This window comes from Streptomyces sp. NPDC054765, from assembly GCF_053612065.1.
This window is the reverse complement of sequence record NZ_JBSHBP010000018.1, coordinates 56685-73591: the sequence shown is the minus strand read 5'-3', so window position 1 is coordinate 73591 and position 16907 is coordinate 56685. Positions and strand designations below refer to the sequence as shown.

The window sequence follows — 16907 nt, the reverse complement described above, 5'->3', positions numbered from 1 at the left end:
TGGTGCGCGCCCCAAAGAGGGTGCCGTGGTGCGGCGCCGGCTATCCACCCGGCCGGGGGGCCCCCGGGGCGCCCCATCCCCGGGGGGCGCCCCTCGCCTGTCTCAGCCGTCGAAGCCGGCGAAGTACGCGGCGGCCGCGTCCTCTTCGCCGTGCCCCTGCGCCTCGGCCCGGCGCAGGCGTTCCGCGGCCCCCGCCGCCAGATCCATCCGCACCCCGCCGTCCTCGGCGGCTTCCAGGATGAGCCGGGCGTCCTTGCGTGCCGCGGACACCGTGAAGCTCGGGGAGAAATTCCCGGACAGAATCGCCTCGGATTTCAGCCGCAGATACGGCATGTCGAGCGCCCCGCCGGCGACCGCGCCGAGGAAGTCGTGCGGGTCCACGCCGAGCGCCCTGGCGAGCGCCAGGGACTCACCCGTACCGTTGATGACCGTCAGCACCCAGTTGTTGACGACGAGCTTGAGACGGCTGGCGGCGCCGCTCGCACCGTCCGCACCGACCCACCGGGTCCGGCTCCCGACGATGTCGAAAACCCGCCCGGCGCGCTCCCGTACGTCCTGCGGTCCCGCGGCGAGGATCGTCAACTCCCCCTTTTCCGCGGGCGCCTTGGTGCCGAGGACGGGGCAGTCCACGAACCGCAGGTGATGCTCCTCGGCGAACCGGGCGAGCGCGGGCAGCGCTTCGATGCCCACCGTGCTCGTCTGGAGCCACAGGGCCCCGGCCGGCAGCGCCGCGGCGGCCTGCCGGAGCGCAGCGAGGACGGCCTCGCCGTCGAGCAGCATGGTGAGGACCACATCGGCGCCGTCCACCGCCTCGGCGGGCGTGCCGGCGACCCGGATCCCGTCGGCGGCCAGCGGCTCGGCCCTGGCGCGGGTGCGGTTCCAGGCACGGACGTCGAGACCGGCCCCGGCGAGACTGCGGGCCATCGCCGCACCCATGATTCCGGTGCCGAGCACCGCTACGGACAGAGCGTCGGAAGAGTTGTTGTCGGCCATGACGGCACGCTAAGGGCTGTCCCGTGCAGCGGGCTCCACGGCAACTGCCGCCGCGTGTCGGGGCGGGGTCCCCGTGCGGTCAGACGACCTGGTGGAGCCAGCGGACCGGGGCACCCTCGCCCGCGTAGCGGAACGGCTCCAGTTCGTCGTCCCAGGGCTTGCCGAGGAGCTTGTCGACCTCGGCGGCCAGCTCGGTCTCGCCGCGCGCCGCGCGGACGACCGCGGCCCGCAGCCGGTCCTCGGGGATGAGGATGTCACCGTGGATGCCCGTGACGGCGTGGAAGATGCCCAGGTCGGGGGTGGAGCTGTAGCGCTCGCCCTCGGCGGTGGAGCAGGGTTCCGCGGTCACTTCGAAGCGCAGCAGATGCCAGCCACGCAGCGCGGAGGCCAGCTTGGAGGCCGTGCCCGCCTCCCCCTGCCAGGAGAACTCGGCTCTCCAGGTGCCCGGGGACGCCGGCTGGCGGATCCAGTCGAGATTGACGCGCACACCGAGGACGCCCGCGACGGCCCATTCGACATGCGGGCACAGCGCGCGCGGAGCGGAGTGGACGTACAGAACTCCACGTGTCGTCACCGGGACCTCCAGTGCGGTTCGAGGTTCGCCTTCCCCAGCGGCCTCGTGCCCGTTCCGGTTGCGGCCGGGACAGCTGCCATTCTGCCCCAGTGGTCACTTCGGCACCAGCATGCTGGTGACCTACAGTAAACACCATTAGGCGGAATTTGCCGCAAATGGGACAGGAAATGACGTGATGTAATTTGTCTGTGCCGACTGCACCAGCCACTTCGGGTCACCGCCCGGCAGGCACGGGGCAAAGCTACCGCGCGGCGCCGGGCAAGCGGGTGACGTACCGTCGGTACCCGAAGAGATATCACTCGCACGCCGGAGGGGGACAGGGGATGACGCGGATCGGCCGCCCCTTTCGCCCTCGGCGCAGTCGCTTCGGCCGCCGTTCCTCACGCACCGTCGCCGTCGCGTCCGCGCTGGTGATCGCCCTCACCTCCTGTAGCGCCGACGGCGGTTCCGGCCGGCACCCGGACAAGCGGCATGCCAGGCCGGCGCCCGTCTGGCATACCGACCCCGGCTCGATCGCGGCGCTCGGCGACTCGATCACCGTCGGCTTCGACGCCTGTACGGTGCTCTCCGACTGCCCCCAGGTCTCCTGGGCCACCGGCACCGACCCCAAGGTCGACAGCCTCGCCCGACGGCTGGTCAGACACCCGGCCACGCACAGCTGGAACTTCGCCCGGACCGGTGCGCTGATGAGCGATCTGCCGGACCAGGTCACCGAGGCCGCCAAGCGCAGACCCGAGTTGGTCACGGTCCTGATCGGCGCCAATGACGCCTGTCGGCACGACGTCGGGACGATGACCCCGAAGGCCGCCTTCCGTGCCGGCTTCGCGCGGTCCATGACGTCTCTGCGGCGCGCCCTGCCGCACACCCAGGTGTATGTCGCGGCGGTCCCGGATCTGCTGCGGCTGTGGTCCGAGGGGCGCAAGAACCCGCTCGGCAAGCAGGTCTGGAAGCTGGGCATCTGCGGCTCCATGCTGCGCGATCCGGACGATCTGTCGAAGCCGGCGCAGGACCGCCGGGCGAAGGTGCGGGAGCAGGTGGTGGCCTACAACGCGGCGCTGGCCGAGGTGTGCGGCAAGGACCCGCTGTGCCGCTTCGACAAGTCGGTCTTCGACTACCGCTTCACCGGCCGCCAGTTGAGCACCTGGGACTGGTTCCACCCCGGTACCAACGGCCAGAAGGAACTGGCCGCGATGGCGTTCCGTACGGTCACCCGGGCCCGGCCGTAGCACCTGCGCGCGGTCTCCGGGCGCGGCCCGCCGGGCCGCGGGCATAGGCTCACGCGCATGGAGACGCAGGTCAGCAGGGACCCCTTCGGCACGCTGGACGACGGCACCCGCGTCGACCGCTGGACCCTGGAGTCGGGCCCGGACGGGGTACGGGTCCGCATCCTCACGTACGGCGGGATCGTCCAGACGGTCGAGGCGCCGGACCGGGACGGGACGCGGGGGCAGCTGGCGCTGGGCTTCGCGGACCTCGCGTCGTATGCCGCGCACGGCGGGTCGCACTTCGGCGCGCTGGTCGGGCGGTATGCGAACCGGATCGCCGGAGCGTCCTTCCCGCTCGACGGCAGGACCTGCGCGCTGACCCCGAACGACGGGCGGCACAGCCTGCACGGCGGGCCGGGCAACTTCTCCCGGGTGGTGTGGGACGCCCGGGAGACCGACGGGGGTGTGCAGCTGCACCGGGTCAGCCCGGACGGCGAGGAAGGCTTCCCCGGCGCCCTGGACGTCCGCGTGACGTACACGCTCTCCCCGGGCGGGGCGCTGCGCATCGTCTCGCGCGCGACGACCGATGCAGCGACCGTCGTCAATCTCACCCACCACACCTACCTCAATCTGGGCGGTGACGGCAGCGGCAGTGCCGCCGGTCACGAACTGCGGCTGGCGGCGTCCCGGTACACGCCCGTCGACGGCACCGGCATTCCGCTGCCCGGACCGCCCGCCGAAGTCGCCGGCACCCGCTACGACTTCCGGGCGGCGCGCGCCGTGGCCGGGGCGTACGACCACAACTTCGCGCTGGACGGCGGGGTGTGCGCGACGCCGCGCACGGTTGCGGAGCTGTACGATCCGCGCTCGGGCCGCGCCCTGGAGCTGGCCACCACCGAGCCCGGTCTGCAGCTCTACACGGCCGGTCACCTCGACGGCACCCTGACCGGTACGTCCGGCGTCCCCTACGGCCCGGCGGCCGGCATCGCCCTGGAGACCCAGCACTTCCCGGACTCCCCGAACCGCCCGGACTTCCCCAGCACGGTGCTGCGGCCCGGCGAGAGCTACCGGTCGGAGACCGTGTACACGTTCTCGGTGCGGCCGCGGAGTGCGGGGAACCCTTAAGGGCGGGGGACGTACAGGTCATACTGTGCGCCGATGCCACGGGGCGGCGGAGCGGGAACGATGAGCAGTGACCGGATGTCCGGTCACTGCCGTCCGTTGCCTGCCCCGGGAGACCTCTCGCCATGGCCCGCCTCCGCTTTCCTCATCTCGTCCTGTCCTGTGCGGCGTTGACCGTGCTGACGACCGGCTGCTCGCTGGCGGGCTACGGCCCGACGAAGAAGGCGGAGCGGACGTACACCGTGCCGGGCACGATCACCGCGCTGTCGGCGACGACGCACGGCGGCGACATCGAGGTCGTGCCGGTCGACGCCGGCGGGTCGGTCAAGGTGACGGAGAAATACGCGTACAACAAGCAGAAGCCGACCCCGGAGCACGAGGTCAAAAACGGCCGGCTGACGCTCAAGGCCGCGGACTGCGGCATGGGGCGCAAGTGCGAGGTGGGCTACCGGGTCCTGCTGCCGCGCAACGCCTCGGTCGACCTGCGGACCAGCGGCGGGGACATCACGGTCCACGGCGCCGCGGGCGGGATCACCGCGGAGACCAGCGGCGGCGATATCACCGTCGCGGACTCCACGGCCCGCACCGCGAGCGCGAAGACCAGCGGCGGAGATGTCGACCTCGCGCTGTCCACGGCACCTGCCGAGGTGTCGGGCCGGACCAGCGGAGGCAATGTCACCATCCGCCTGCCGAAGGGCTCCTATGCGGTGAACGCCACGACCAGCGGCGGCACCCGCAAGGTCTCCGTGCCGACGGACAAGGGCTCGGCGCACAAGGTGACGGCGCGGACGAGTGGCGGTGATGTGTCGGTGGTGACCTCATGAGGGGGCGCAGGGGGCTCAGCGGGCTCAGGGGGCTCAGGGGGCTCAGGGGGCTCAGGGAGCGCGCCCCGGGAGGAAGTGCCCCCGCCCCCGCCCCGCCCCTGGCCCTGGCGCCGTCAGCCGACGGTGACCTCCGCGGTCAGCCTCCGGTCGTCGATGCTGTGCGCCGCCTCGACGAGGTAGACGCCCTTGACCCGGCGCCAGCCGCCGTCCTGCGCCGTCCCGCCGTCCCCTGCCGCGTCGCCGGCACCCGCTTCCCAGACCTCGAAGGCCCGGTCCAGCAGCGGGATTTCGGCCTCGGCGCTCTCACCGGGACCGGCCTCGACGACGGCGAACCCGGCCAGCCAGCGGGCCGGGCGCTCCGGGGCGTCAGGGGCGGCGTCCGCGGTGGGCGCCAGATAGAGCTGGACGACCTCGCGGCCGGGCCGGTCACCCGCGTTGCGCACCCGCACCCGCACCGAGTCCGGCGTGGTGTCCAGCGACTCGTACTCCCAGTCGGTGTAGCCGAGTCCGTGGCCGAAGGGGTAGGCGGGCGCGGACGCGCACCGCTGCCAGCCGCGATAGCCGATGTACACCCCTTCGGAGTAGGTGAGTTGGCCGTCGTCCGGGGTGACGGTGGTGACCGGGGCATCGGCGAGGCGGGCCGGCCAGGTGGTGGGGAGCCGGCCGCCCGGCTCATGGGCGCCGAGCAGGACATCGGCCAGCGCCGCGCCGGCCTCCTGGCCGGGGAACCAGCTCAGCAGCACGGCGGGGACCCGCTCGCGCCAAGGAAGCTCCACCGGGGAACCGGAGTTGACGACCACGACGGTGTGCGGATTGGCGGCGGCGACCCGGGTGACCAGCTCGTCCTGGCGGCCGGGCAGCCGCAGATCGCGGCGGTCGAAACCCTCGGACTCGATCTCGTCGGTGGTGGCGACGACCACGAGCGCGACATCGGCGGCGGCCGCGGCGCGGACCGCCTCGGCGATCTCCGCATCGGCGTCGGGCTGCGGTTCGTGGTGGCCCAGGGCGAAGTTCAGCCCGTCCAGGCCCTCGCCCGGCCCCGGGCCCCCGGGCACGAACCGCAGGGTGACCCCGACGCTCTCGCCCGCCGTCAGCTGCGCCGTCAGCCGCCGCTCGACGGGGTGCAGGAACGCCTCGAAGGCGCCGTTGCCGTCCGGTGCGCACCGGCCGTCGAAGAGGACCGAACCGCCGACGGTCAGCCGCAGCTCGCCGGTGCCGGAGACGGCGAGGGTGTGGCTGCCGGTGGTCCGCGGGGTGCAGCTGCCGGTCAGCTCGACGGCGCTCAGGTTCTGCCGGGTGACGCCCTCGGGGAAGCGGCCCATCAGCTGCACCTTGCCGTCGGACTGCGCCGTCTCGGCGAGCAGTTCACCGTCGGCGCCCAGATAGCGGGCGCGCAGTGTGAAGCCGTCGCGGGCGTACGGAACCCGGGTGCGGGGCTCGGCGCCGGCCGAGAAGGTGACCTCGACCTCTTCGGGGAGCGCGGCGCGCAGCCCCTCCAGCGGGGAGACCACCGCGTCGGGGAAGACGGTCGCGGACCCGCCGCCGAGCACCCGTGCGTCGCGGGCGGCCGCCCCGATCACGGCGACCCTGCGGACGGCCGCCGGGTCGAGCGGCAGCGCCCGACGGGCCCCGCCCACCGGCTCGTTGCGCAGCAGTACGCACCCCCGCCGGGCGATCTCGCGGGCCATCGCCCGGCCGTCGATCCCCTGCGGCACACCGGCCGGACCGACCGCGGGCGGCACCCCGTCCAGACATCCGGTACGGGCGGCGAGCAGCAGCACCCGGCGCACCGCGTCGTCCACCTCCGACTCGGCCACCTCACCCGCGCGGACGACCTCGGCGAGCGGCGCCCCGTAGACCGTCCGTGGCCCCGGCATCGCCACGTCCAGGCCGCCGCGCAGGGCGCGCACGGTGTGGCGGGCGGCCGTCCAGTCGGAGACATTGACGCCGTCGAAGCCCCATTCCCCGCGGAGGACGTCCTGCACGAGGGCGCGGTGTTCGGTCATCGTCGCGCCGTTGACGCGGTTGTAGGCGGTCATGACGGCCCAGGGGCGGGCGTGTTTGACGAGGTGTTCGAAGGGCGCGAGATAGAGCTCGCGCAGCGGGCGCGGGGCGATGTGGTTGTCGACGGTGAGCCGGTCGGTCTCGGCGTCATTGCCGACGAAGTGCTTGACCGCCGTACCGACGCCGCCCTCTTGCACACCGCGTACATACCCGGCGCCGATCGCTCCGGTGAGCAGCGGGTCTTCCGCGTAGCACTCGAAGTGACGGCCGCCCAGCGGTGAGCGGTGGAGGTTGACGGTCGGCGCGAGGAGCACGTGCACGCCCTTGCGGCGGGCTTCCTGGGCCAGGAGGTGGCCGGCCCGGCGGGCGAGCCCGGGGTCCCAGGTGGCGGCCAGCGCCGTGGGACTGGGCAGCGCGACCGAGGGGTCCTCGGCGTTCCACTCCTGGCCCCGCACCCCGACCGGGCCGTCCGACATCACCAGCGACCGCAGCCCGATCGCGGGCACGGCCGGCAGGGTCCACATGTCCTGGCCGGACAGCAGCCGGACCTTGGTGTCGAGGTCGAGCGCGGCGAGCGCACGCTCCACGGCCGCGGTGTGGTCGCGCGCGCGGGCACGGGCCGGATGGTGGGTGTCGGCATCGGTGGGGTCGTGGGGCTGGGCGTCGGTCATACGGCTCTCCGGTGCTCCCTGAATGGACGTGCGGGCCCCCTGTCCGGATTCTTGCCGTGCTACCTCCCGGCCGGTAGGTGTCGTTACTTTTCTGTTACCTCAGTCGTACGGGATCTCCACGCGAGAGTTACCCTCGGCCGGTGACTGCACGAGAGCACGACGGACCCCGCCACGACGGACCCCTCCGCGGCGGCGGGGCGGGCGCCCGGCGGGGCGGCGGCGGGCGGGAGGCCCAGCGCGCGGAGCGGCGCGAGACCATCCTGGAGGCCGCCATGCAGCTCATCGCCGAACGCGGCTACCGCCGTACCTCGCTCGCCGCCGTCGCCGAACGCGCCGGACTGACCCAGCAGGGGCTGCTGCACCACTTCCCGACGAAGGAACTGCTCCTGGTCGGCGTGCTGGAGGCACGCGACCGCTGGGACCTGGCCTCGGCCGCCGCGACGACCACCGCCTGGCGCACCGACGCCCTCGCCCAGCTCGTCGACTACAACGCCACCCGCCCCGGCATCGTCCAGACCTACACGGTGCTGTCCGCCGACAGCGTCACCGAGGACCACCCCGCCCGCGCCTTCTTCGAATCCCGGTTCCGCGCCGTACGGGCGTCGATGGCCGAGGTGCTGCGGGCCGAGTACGGCGACACCCTGCCCGGCGGTCTGTCCCCGGAACGGGTGGCGCCACTGCTGGTCGCCGTGATGGACGGGCTGCAACTGCAGTGGCTGCTGGACCCGGAAGAGGTGGACATGCCGACGGCCTTCCGGGACTTCCTGGCGCTGCTCGAAGGCGGGGAGGGGCAGGACGAGGCCGGGGGGACGGGTGAGGGGACGGGTGAGGGGACGGCGGAGGGGCCGGACGAGGAGCCGAGCGGGGAGCCGGATGAGGAGCCGGGTGAGGGGTCTGGCGCGGACTGATCCGGTAGCTCCGGCGGGCAACGGGGGCAAGGGCAGGATTCGGTCATGATTTCCGGGCCGGGGCAGGGGCCTCTCGGAGGTGGAGGCGGGGCCGGGGCAGGGGCCTCCCGGGGTGGAGGCCGGACCGGGGCAGGGACCTCCCGGGGGTGGAGGCCGGACCGGAACCGGAAGCTCGGGCCGGGGCCAGGGCCGCGCCGGGGACAGAGGACGGACCGGGACCAGGGTCGCCGGCCGGCCCACGCCGGACCCCTACCGCCCCGCGGCGGACCTCTACCGCCCCGCGGCGCGCACCGCTTTACTCGCCCCCATGAGACGCATACGCACCAGGATGGGCGCGCTCGGGGTCACGCTGCTGGCCGTCGCCCCGCTGTCCCTGACGGCACCGGCCACCGCGGCCGCCCCGGCGGATGTCACGGTGGAGGAAGGGCGGCTGAGCCAGGCCGCGCCGCAGGAGATCCTGCGGCGCAGCGGATTCGATGCGGCGGAGCGGGAGTTCGGGCGCGGGCTGGCGGGCATGGCCACGTACGAGGAAGCCCGGCGCTATGTCGCCGCCGAGGGGCGGGCGCTGTGGCGACGCGCCGTGGACCGGGCCCAGGGCCGCGGGCCCGACGGCGGCGATCTGAGCCGGGACGACGACCGGCCGCTGTACTGGGCACGGCTGGGAATGACGAAGCAACTACGGCAGTGGCGGCCGGACTTCGGACTGACCGAGCCCCGGCGCAACGCCCTCCTCGGGTCGCTGGAGCGGGGCTCGCGCGGCCAGGACTCGATCGACCTGCCCGCCGGCAAGCACGTACTGCGGATCGTGCTGACCGGCTTCGACCCGTTCCAGCTGGACGCCGATGCGCGGCGCAGCAATCCGTCGGGGGCGGCGGCGCTGGCGCTGGACGGGACGACGGTGCGCACCGCCTCGGGCCGGCCGGCCCGGATCGAGACCGCGGTCTTCCCCGTGCGGTGGGCCGACTTCGCGGACGGCACGGTGGAGCGCACGCTGCTGCCGCAGTTCCGGAGCGGGCCGCGGCAGGCCGATCTGTTCACGACGATCAGCCAGGGGCGGCCCGGACGGTTCGATGTCGAGCGGACCAACGGGGCCTGGCGGGGCGGCTATCCGGACAACGTCCGGGAATCCCGTACGGAGACCGTGCCGGTCCCGGCGGGGGTGCCGACCGTGCTGCCGCAGCCGCAGTGGACGACCACCAGCCTGCCGTACGCCCGCATCGTGACGGCCGGGACCGGGCCGTTCCCGGTGGCCGACCACACCGAGGTCACCGAGATTCCCGCGGGTGCCACCGAACCGGTCGACCGGCCGGACGGCCCGACGCCGGGGTCCACGGCCCGTGCCGGGGGCGGCGGGGACTATCTGTCCAATGAGATCGCCTACCGGGCGACCCTGCTGAGGGATGCGGTGCGGCCGACGCTGCCGGGCGGGCATCTGCACACCCCGGTGCTGGAGTTCGGCCCCGGCAACACGGATCCGGCGAACGGGCAGGTCACCGACCCGGTCTTCGTACACAACCGGGTGGCGATCACCGGGCAGGTGCGGGCGATCGTGACGGTGGCGGCCTCACAAGCCACAGCGGCGGCACGGGACACGGCAGCCTCACAGGCCGCGGCGGCCTCCCGTGCCACCGCGGCCTCTCAGGCCACGGCGGCACGGGCCGCACAAGAGGGTCAGCCGAGATACAGCCCGAAGGGATAGCAGGGCGATCTTGACGGCGGAGGCGGCGGAGGCGGCGGAGGCGACCCGGATGTGTGGACATTCCGCGGACGTTCTCCTGATGTGACACAGAATTACGTATTCCCTGTCACCCGCCCCACCAGCACGCCGCAGGCGCCCGGTGCGACGCGCGGACGCAGGCCGAGCCGCCGACCGGGGAGCCTGCCGACCACACCCTGAGGCGCTCGCGCGGCGTACACACCAGCAAGCTGCGCCTGGTGGTCGAAGGGGCAAAAGATGCTCGCGCTGGTGACAAACGCCGGCCGGCACGGCGATGGCCCGCGGTTCGCGTCCATAGGCTCTGTCAGTGGGGCGATGCAACATGGGAGACGACCGGGGCCGCCCCGGAGTGAGCGGCCTTCGCAACGGAGAGGAGATCCAACGTGCGGACGGTGCTGGATGACGAAGTCGACGTGTCGTACAGCCAGATCTACGTGGAAAGCAAGGACGCGTCCCCGTTCGGTGACATGAAGGACACGTTCGGCGGCCAATGCAACGGGCTGTGCGGCGCAGCCTGGCCGGGCACGCTGTGGTTGACGACCGGACTGCACTACGGCGGGGTCGGTTTCCGGGTCGAAGTGCACGACGAACGGCCGGCTGTGGACGAGGGGTGGGAGGAGATCGTCGAGGCGCCGTACCGTCCGGTCGGGAGCGCCTCGCTGGTGGAGTGGGGAGGCGGGGACTCCTGGGACCTGGGTCTGGCGGATACGGACTACCGGGTCCGGTACTCGGCGTCCGGGATGGACCGCGCGGCCGACGCGCACAGTCGGGACGACGATGAGCCGATGATCGACCGTTACCTGCTTCAGTTCTGGCCTTGCCCGCTAGCGCCGGACCAGGTGGTCAAGCAGACCAGTGAACTCGCCGGCTACTGGCACAAGCGCGTCAGCACGCTACCGCCCCCGGTACTGCCCGATCCGGACGAGGAGGCCCGGTGGAAGGCGGAGCTGGACGAATGGAACAGGGAGGGAGAGCGGGTTGCGGCCGAGATGGCCGCCGAGGAGGCCGCCGAGGCCGCACCGTGGGGCGGGACGCTGCCCAGCCCGGCCATGAGGGGGATAGGCGGAGAAGCGCGTGACGTGGCCCTGGCGGAGAAGGAGTTGACCAGGGCGCTCGCCGCCGTGAGCCTGGACAGACAGCGCGAGATCGCCGGCTGGGTGGCGCGCCGTGCCTACCAGGAAATCGGCATCGCCGAGCTGGACTGGGTGGCGCCCGCGCTGGATGCCGTGGAAGCGGGCGAGGCACTTCCCCCGCCCTTCCACTTGGTGGGCGTGGCCTGGGAACGGTTGCAGTCCGAACCCCGTGTGCCGCCGCGGATCGCGCCCATGCTGCGGGCCGGAGTCGACGAAGACTCCCCGGTGCGCCGGGCCGTGGGGACCCTCTACGCCGCGTTGCTACGTACTCCTCTCCACGCGGTGTTGGCGGCCTTGGCGGAGGCTGTCCGGGCGTTCGGCGCCGATGCCCGGTTTCCGCTGGCCGAGCTCAAGGAGCAGTTGGGTGTCGATTGAGTGAGATGGGCCGGGTGCGCTTACGGCTTGGGGCAAGTGGCGGTGGGTGGTCCAGTCGCCGGGCCGTATCCGCCTCCTACCGACCAGTGACCAGCATCCGGCAGGCCCGCCCTGCGCAATTCCGCCGCAGAGTCGCCGGCGTTCACCAGGGCGTGACCGACGGCTCCATGTGGACCCCTACGATCCCGCACAAGGGCCGCCTCTCCCGGTCCCCCCGCGGGGGCCTTCGTCGTACAGACCTACCCACGTGCCCTGCCGCCCGGTACTCCTCCGCGGCGTTCGGGTCACGCAGTGCACGCCGGGCTTCTGGAAGCACTTCAGCGCCAGGGTAAGGGCGAGCAGGTGCTCATCGAAGCGGGTCCGCTCCCGCGCCCAGGCCGCTTCCTCGGGCTTGGGCGTGGCGAAGACGTGCATCTCCCGCGCGGACATCAGCCGCTTGACACGCGGATACGCGGTCCGTTCCATCGACGTCACGCCGCCGGTCCCCGCCCTCGCTCACGAAAACGACCGCTTCCGCGCGGGACCGTACCAGGGCAGCCCTCAGCCCGTATGAGAGCCCTGCACGCGGCGGCAACGGGCGAGCAGAGGCACCGGTCACCCGCTCAAGCCCGCGCTGCTATCCCTTTCGGCCGTATCTCGGCTGCCCCCCCACAAGGGGAGAGGGACCTCCCGGACGCGGGCGGGCGCCGGCGCGGCCGAAAGCCGCCCGCCCCTGCCCTGTCCCTGCTCTGTCCCCTCCCTGTCCCTCCCTGTCCCCGGGCATCATGGGCGAATGATCATTGCCGCCGCTCAATTCACGCCCGTACCGGGCGACATCACAGCCAACGCCGCGCGGATGGCCGCGCTGATCACCGAGGCCGCCGGGCGCGGCGCGGGTCTGGTGGTCTTCTCCGAACTCGCGCTGACGCACTACGACCTGTCCCTGATAGCCGCCGACCCGACGGGCATGACGGTCACGGACGACGATGCCCGGCTGGCCCCCGTACGGGCGGCGTGCCGGGCGACGGGAGCCGCCGCGGTCGTGAATGCGGCAGGCCGTGGCGCCGGTGACGGGGCCCGTCCGACGATCTCGTCGTTCGTCCTCGGACCGGACGGCGCGCTGCTCACCCGCTACGACAAGGTTCATCTGTCCGGCACGGCGGGAGAGGACGAGAGCGCGCTCTTCGCACCGGGCGCCGCCGACGGCCGCTTCATCCTGGGCGGCATCCGGTTCGCGCTCGCCACCTGCTTCGACAACAGCTTCCCCGATGTCCCGGCGCGGGCCGCGGCCGACGGCTGCCGGGTGTATCTGGCCAGCTCCTTCCACGACACGGCGGAGCGGGTGGCGCAGTACGGGCAACTGGCCCGGGACCACGGGCTGCACGTGCTGCTCGCCAACGGCACGGGCACCGGGCCCGCCGCTTCGGCGTGCGGCCTCAGCGGCGCCTGGCTGCCGTCCGGCGAGCGGGTGGCGGCGGCCGCCGAGTGGACCGGGCCGGTGCCGGGTGACGGTGCGGAGCTGGTGCTGAGTGACGTCCGCGAGCACCTCACGCTGATGGCGGACCCGGCGGTGGCCGCGATCCCCGTCCAGGAGTGCGGTCAGCCGCTGGTGGACGTGCGGACCACGGCGCCCGAGCTGCTGGTGGCCGGGCTCCGGCACGACGACGGGGGCGCCTTCGCTCAGCTGCGGGAGGGGGTGCTGCAGCGGCTGCTGACGGCGCAGAAGGCACTGCCGGACGGGCTGCGGCTGCAGCTCGTCGAGGGCTACCGGCCGCCGGGGCTGCAGCGGCGCTACTTCGAGGAGTACACGGAGGAACTGCGCGCCGCGCACCCCGACTGGGATGCCGCACGCATCCACCGGGCCGCCAGCCGCTATGTGTCGCCGCCCGGGATCGCACCGCACTGCGCCGGCGGCGCGGTGGATCTCACCCTCGTCACCACAGCGGGCGAAGAAGTCGACATGGGGACACCGGTCAACGCCTCCCCCGAGGAGAGCGACGGCGCCTGCTACACGGGTGCGCCGGATCTGACGCCCGCCGCCCGCGCCAACCGGCGGGTGCTGAACGCCGCGCTCCACGCCGCCGGACTCGTCAACTACCCCACCGAGTGGTGGCACTGGTCCTACGGCGACCGCTACTGGGCCCTGGCGACCGGCGCGGACCATGCGCTCTACGGACCGAAGGAGCCGGACGGGCGGTGACGTGCCCCGCCGCCCCCGGCCGTACCGCGTCAGTCCTGCGGCCGCCACCGGCCCTACCTCGTCAGCCCTGCGGCCACGCCCGCCCCGGCCGCCCTGGCCCCACCGGCCCCACCGGCCCCACCGGCCCCACCGGCCCCACCGGCATCAGCCCTACGGCAGCTCGGGCGCCAGTTCCGCCAGCTCCGCCCGGGTCGGGTAGGACGGCTGGGCGCCCGGTTTGGTGACGGCGGCGGCGCCCACCCGTACGGCGAAGCGGGCCGCCTCGGGCAGGGTGTCGCCGCGGGCCAGGCGGGTGGCGAGGGCGCCGGTGAAGGCGTCGCCGGCGCCGGTGGTGTCCACGGCCTTGACCCGTACGCCCGGGACCTGCGCGGCTCCCGAGGCGTCCAGGACCAGTGCGCCGTCGCCGCCGAGGGTGACCACGACGGAGCGGGCGCCCCGGTCGCGCAGGGCCTGCGCCCACTGGGCGGGGGTGCCGTCGGTGAGCCCGGAGAGCTGCCGCGCCTCGTGCTCGTTGACGACCAACGGATCGGCCACCGCGAGCAGTTCGGGGGCCAGCGCGGCCGCCTCGGGTGCCGGGGAGGGGTTGAGGACGACGCGGGTGCCGGCCTGCTCGGCGGCCGTGGCGGCGGCCCGTACGGACTCCATGGGGATCTCCAGCTGGAGCGAGACCACCGAGGCGGCGGCGATGGTGTCCTTCGCCGCCGCCACGTCCTGCGGGGTGAGGGCGGCGTTGGCGCCGGGCGAGACCACGATGCTGTTGTCGCCGTCCGGGTCGACAATGATCATCGCGGTGCCGGTACGGGCCGCCTCGTCCACGATCACCGGCGAGACATCGGTGCCCGCGTCGCGCTGGGCGCTCAGCAGCAGTGCGCCGTAGGCATCGCCGCCGACGCGCGCCAGCAGTGCGGTGCGCCCGCCGATCCGGGCCGCGGCGGCCGCCTGGTTGGCCCCCTTGCCGCCGGCCGACTCGACCAGGTCCGTGCCGGTCACGGTCTCGCCCGCGCCGGGCCGCCGGGCGACCCGCACCGTCAGATCCGCGTTGGCCGAGCCGACCACCAGGACGTCATACATGCACCGCTCTCCCATCTCCCGCTTCTCTCCTCTGTCGTTGTCCGGCGGCCCGCTGTCGTTGTCCGGCGGCCCGCTGTCGTTGTCCGGCGGCCCGCCGGGCCGCGCTCTCAGCCGTCGAACTTCGCGGCGTTCTTCGCCGTCACCAGCACCACCGGCACCCTGACCGACTGCGGCAGCTTCTCACCACGGGAGGCCTTGAGCGCCCAGTCCACGGCCTGCTTGCCGAGGAGTTCCGGCTGCTGGGCGACGGTGGCGGTCAGTGTGCCGTTGCGGACCGCCGTGACGCCGTCCGGTGTGCCGTCGAACGCCACCACCTTCACGTCCTTGCCGGATCGGCCGCCGAGCGCCTTGGACGCGCCCAGCGCCATCTCGTCGTTGGCCGCGAACACCCCGCCGATGTCGTGGTGCGCCTGCAGCATGTTGGACATCACGTCCATGCCCTTGGTGCGGTCGAAGTCGGCCGGCTGCCGGGCGACGACCTGGATGCCGGGGTACTTCTTGATGCCTTCCTCGAAACCCTGGCCGCGCTCGCGGGCGGCGGAGGTGCCGGCCTGGCCTTCCAGGAAGGCCACCTTGCCCTTGCCGCCGAGCGATTCGGCCAGCGTCTTCGCGGCGAGCCGGCCGCCCGCGACGTTGTCGGAGGCGATGGTCGAGCCGACCTTGCCGCCGTTGACGCCGCGGTCGATGGAGATGACCGGCACCTTCGCCCGGTTGGCGACGCCGACGGCCGGTACGGCGGCGTCGGAGTCGACCGGGTTGATGATGGCCGCCTTGACGTTCTGGCTGGTGAACGTCTCCATCTGGTTGATCTGCTGGGTGGGGTCGTTCTGCGCGTCGGTGATGTTGAGGTGCAGACCGCGGGCGTCCGCCTCGGCCTGGGCGCCCTTCTTGATGCCGACGAAGAACGGATTGTTCATCGTGGACAGCGCGAGCCCCAGGTCGGTGTTGCCGCCGCGGTCGCAGCCGGCCAGCCCCAGGGCGGCGGTCGCGGCCAGTCCGGCCGCCAGCGCCCTCTTGATCCGGGCGCTCCCCCGGACGTTCCGCCAGGCGCTCCCCCCAACGTTCCGCCAGGCGCTCCCCCGGACGTTCCGCCAGGCGCTCCCCTTGATGTTCACCCGGGCCTTCATCGCGCGCTCCGGCGACGCAGCGTGTCCAGGAGCACCGCCAGCGCGATGACCAGCCCGGTGGCCACCTGCTGCCAGAACGCCGAGACGCTCAGCAGGTTGAGGCCATTGCGCAGGACGGCGAGGATCAGTGCGCCGATGAGGGTGCCGGAGGCCTTGCCGGAGCCGCCGGAGAGGCTGGCGCCGCCGATGACGACGGCGGCGATCGCGTCCAGCTCGTAGCCGGTGGCGGCCTGCGGCTGGGCGGAGGTGAGCCGGGCGGCGAGCACAATGCCGGCGACCGCGGCGAACACCCCGGACAGCGCGTAGATGGCGAGCTTGCGGCGCTTGACGTTGATGCCGGAGAGCCGGGCCGCCTCCTCGTTGCCACCGATCGCGAACATCGCCCGGCCGGCGTACGTCCGGGCCAGGATCAGCGCGGCGACCAGCCCCATCGCGATCATGACGAGTACGGGCACCGGCAGCCAGCCGCCGAGGGTGTCACCGAGCGCACCGACCGAGCCGGGGAAGGCGATCGGCGAGCCGCCGGAGATGACCAGGGCCAGACCACGGCCGACCGAGAGCATCGCCAGCGTGGCGATGAAGGCGGGCAGTCGGCCGTAGGCGACCAGTGCGCCGGAGACCAGACCGGCCACCACGCCGGTCGCCAGGCCGAGCAGCACCGCTGTCCAGACGGGCAGGCCCTCGCCGGTGGCCGCCCAGGCGACGACGGTGGCGGAGAGCCCGGCGACCGAGCCGACGGACAGATCGATACCGGCCGAGACGATCACGAAGGTGACGCCGAAGGCGAGGATCGCGGTGACCGACGCCTGGACGCCGACATTGAGCAGGTTCTGCCCGTTGAGGAAGTCCCTGGACAGCACCGCCATCACCACGACCAGGGCGATCAGTCCGCCGAGCGGGCCGTTCCTGAGGACCGCCCGGGAAAACCACGTCCCCAAGCCGTCCCGGTCCGGTGCCCGTCCCACCGCCTCGGCGGCGGCTCCTGTCTTCACCTCAGTGGACAT

12 protein-coding genes and 1 pseudogene are annotated in these 16907 nt (G+C 73.2%); 7 read left to right on the top strand and 6 right to left on the bottom strand.

What is annotated here, in order from left to right:
• Nucleotides 1-102: 102 nt before the first annotated feature.
• Nucleotides 103-993, bottom strand: coding sequence for an NAD(P)-dependent oxidoreductase (locus ACWGJY_RS14475; protein ID WP_453261123.1), 891 nt, complete (start codon nt 991-993; stop codon nt 103-105).
• A 79-nt stretch (nt 994-1072) separates the two neighbouring features.
• Nucleotides 1073-1567 carry a DUF3145 domain-containing protein gene (locus ACWGJY_RS14470; protein ID WP_453261122.1) on the bottom strand — a complete coding sequence of 165 codons (495 nt, stop codon included), beginning with the start codon at nt 1565-1567 and terminating at the stop codon, nt 1073-1075.
• A 323-nt stretch (nt 1568-1890) separates the two neighbouring features.
• Here ACWGJY_RS14470 and ACWGJY_RS14465 point away from each other — a divergent pair, with 323 nt between their 5' ends.
• The 3 genes from ACWGJY_RS14465 (at nt 1891) to ACWGJY_RS14455 (ending at nt 4718) form a co-directional block, all read left to right on the top strand.
• Nucleotides 1891-2793 carry an SGNH/GDSL hydrolase family protein gene (locus ACWGJY_RS14465; RefSeq protein ID WP_453261121.1) on the top strand — a complete coding sequence of 301 codons (903 nt, stop codon included), beginning with the start codon at nt 1891-1893 and terminating at the stop codon, nt 2791-2793.
• Between the two features lie 57 nt (nt 2794-2850).
• Nucleotides 2851-3897, top strand: coding sequence for an aldose epimerase family protein (locus tag ACWGJY_RS14460; RefSeq protein ID WP_453261120.1), 1047 nt, complete (start codon nt 2851-2853; stop codon nt 3895-3897).
• Nucleotides 3898-4019: 122 nt separating this feature from the next.
• On the top strand, nt 4020-4718 hold the full coding sequence (locus tag ACWGJY_RS14455) for a DUF4097 family beta strand repeat-containing protein (RefSeq protein WP_453261119.1): 699 nt from the start codon (nt 4020-4022) through the stop codon (nt 4716-4718).
• Between the two features lie 113 nt (nt 4719-4831).
• On the opposite strand, the gene ACWGJY_RS14450 is transcribed toward ACWGJY_RS14455, so the two are convergent.
• Nucleotides 4832-7393 (bottom strand): beta-glucosidase, encoded by a 2562-nt coding sequence (locus ACWGJY_RS14450; RefSeq protein ID WP_453261118.1) that lies wholly within the window; start codon nt 7391-7393, stop codon nt 4832-4834.
• 140 nt (nt 7394-7533) lie between these two features.
• Here ACWGJY_RS14450 and ACWGJY_RS14445 point away from each other — a divergent pair, with 140 nt between their 5' ends.
• The 3 genes from ACWGJY_RS14445 to ACWGJY_RS14435 all read left to right on the top strand — a co-directional run bounded on the left by ACWGJY_RS14445 (nt 7534) and on the right by ACWGJY_RS14435 (nt 11526).
• On the top strand, nt 7534-8301 hold the full coding sequence (locus tag ACWGJY_RS14445; protein ID WP_453261117.1) for a TetR/AcrR family transcriptional regulator: 768 nt from the start codon (nt 7534-7536) through the stop codon (nt 8299-8301).
• A 307-nt stretch (nt 8302-8608) separates the two neighbouring features.
• The gene (locus ACWGJY_RS14440) at nt 8609-10000 is read left to right on the top strand and encodes a pyroglutamyl peptidase (RefSeq protein ID WP_453261116.1); all 1392 of its coding nucleotides are present in this window, start codon (nt 8609-8611) and stop codon (nt 9998-10000) included.
• Nucleotides 10001-10401: 401 nt separating this feature from the next.
• Entirely contained in the window at nt 10402-11526 is a 1125-nt protein-coding gene (locus tag ACWGJY_RS14435; protein ID WP_453261115.1) for a hypothetical protein, read from the top strand.
• Between the two features lie 177 nt (nt 11527-11703).
• Here the strand turns inward: ACWGJY_RS14435 and ACWGJY_RS14430 are convergent, their stop codons facing one another.
• Nucleotides 11704-11991, bottom strand: a complete 288-nt coding sequence (locus ACWGJY_RS14430) for a DUF4158 domain-containing protein (RefSeq protein ID WP_453261182.1) — start codon at nt 11989-11991, stop codon at nt 11704-11706.
• Between the two features lie 307 nt (nt 11992-12298).
• On the opposite strand from ACWGJY_RS14430, the gene ACWGJY_RS14425 reads away from it, so the two are divergent.
• A complete protein-coding gene (locus ACWGJY_RS14425) occupies nt 12299-13705 on the top strand; it encodes a nitrilase-related carbon-nitrogen hydrolase (protein ID WP_453261114.1) in 1407 nt (468 codons plus the stop codon).
• Nucleotides 13706-13855: 150 nt separating this feature from the next.
• Here ACWGJY_RS14425 and ACWGJY_RS14420 read toward each other — a convergent pair whose 3' ends face one another.
• A complete protein-coding gene (locus tag ACWGJY_RS14420) occupies nt 13856-14776 on the bottom strand; it encodes a ribokinase (protein ID WP_453261181.1) in 921 nt (306 codons plus the stop codon).
• A gap of 107 nt (nt 14777-14883) precedes the next feature.
• A pseudogene (locus ACWGJY_RS14415) lies at nt 14884-16907 on the bottom strand (ABC transporter permease/substrate-binding protein).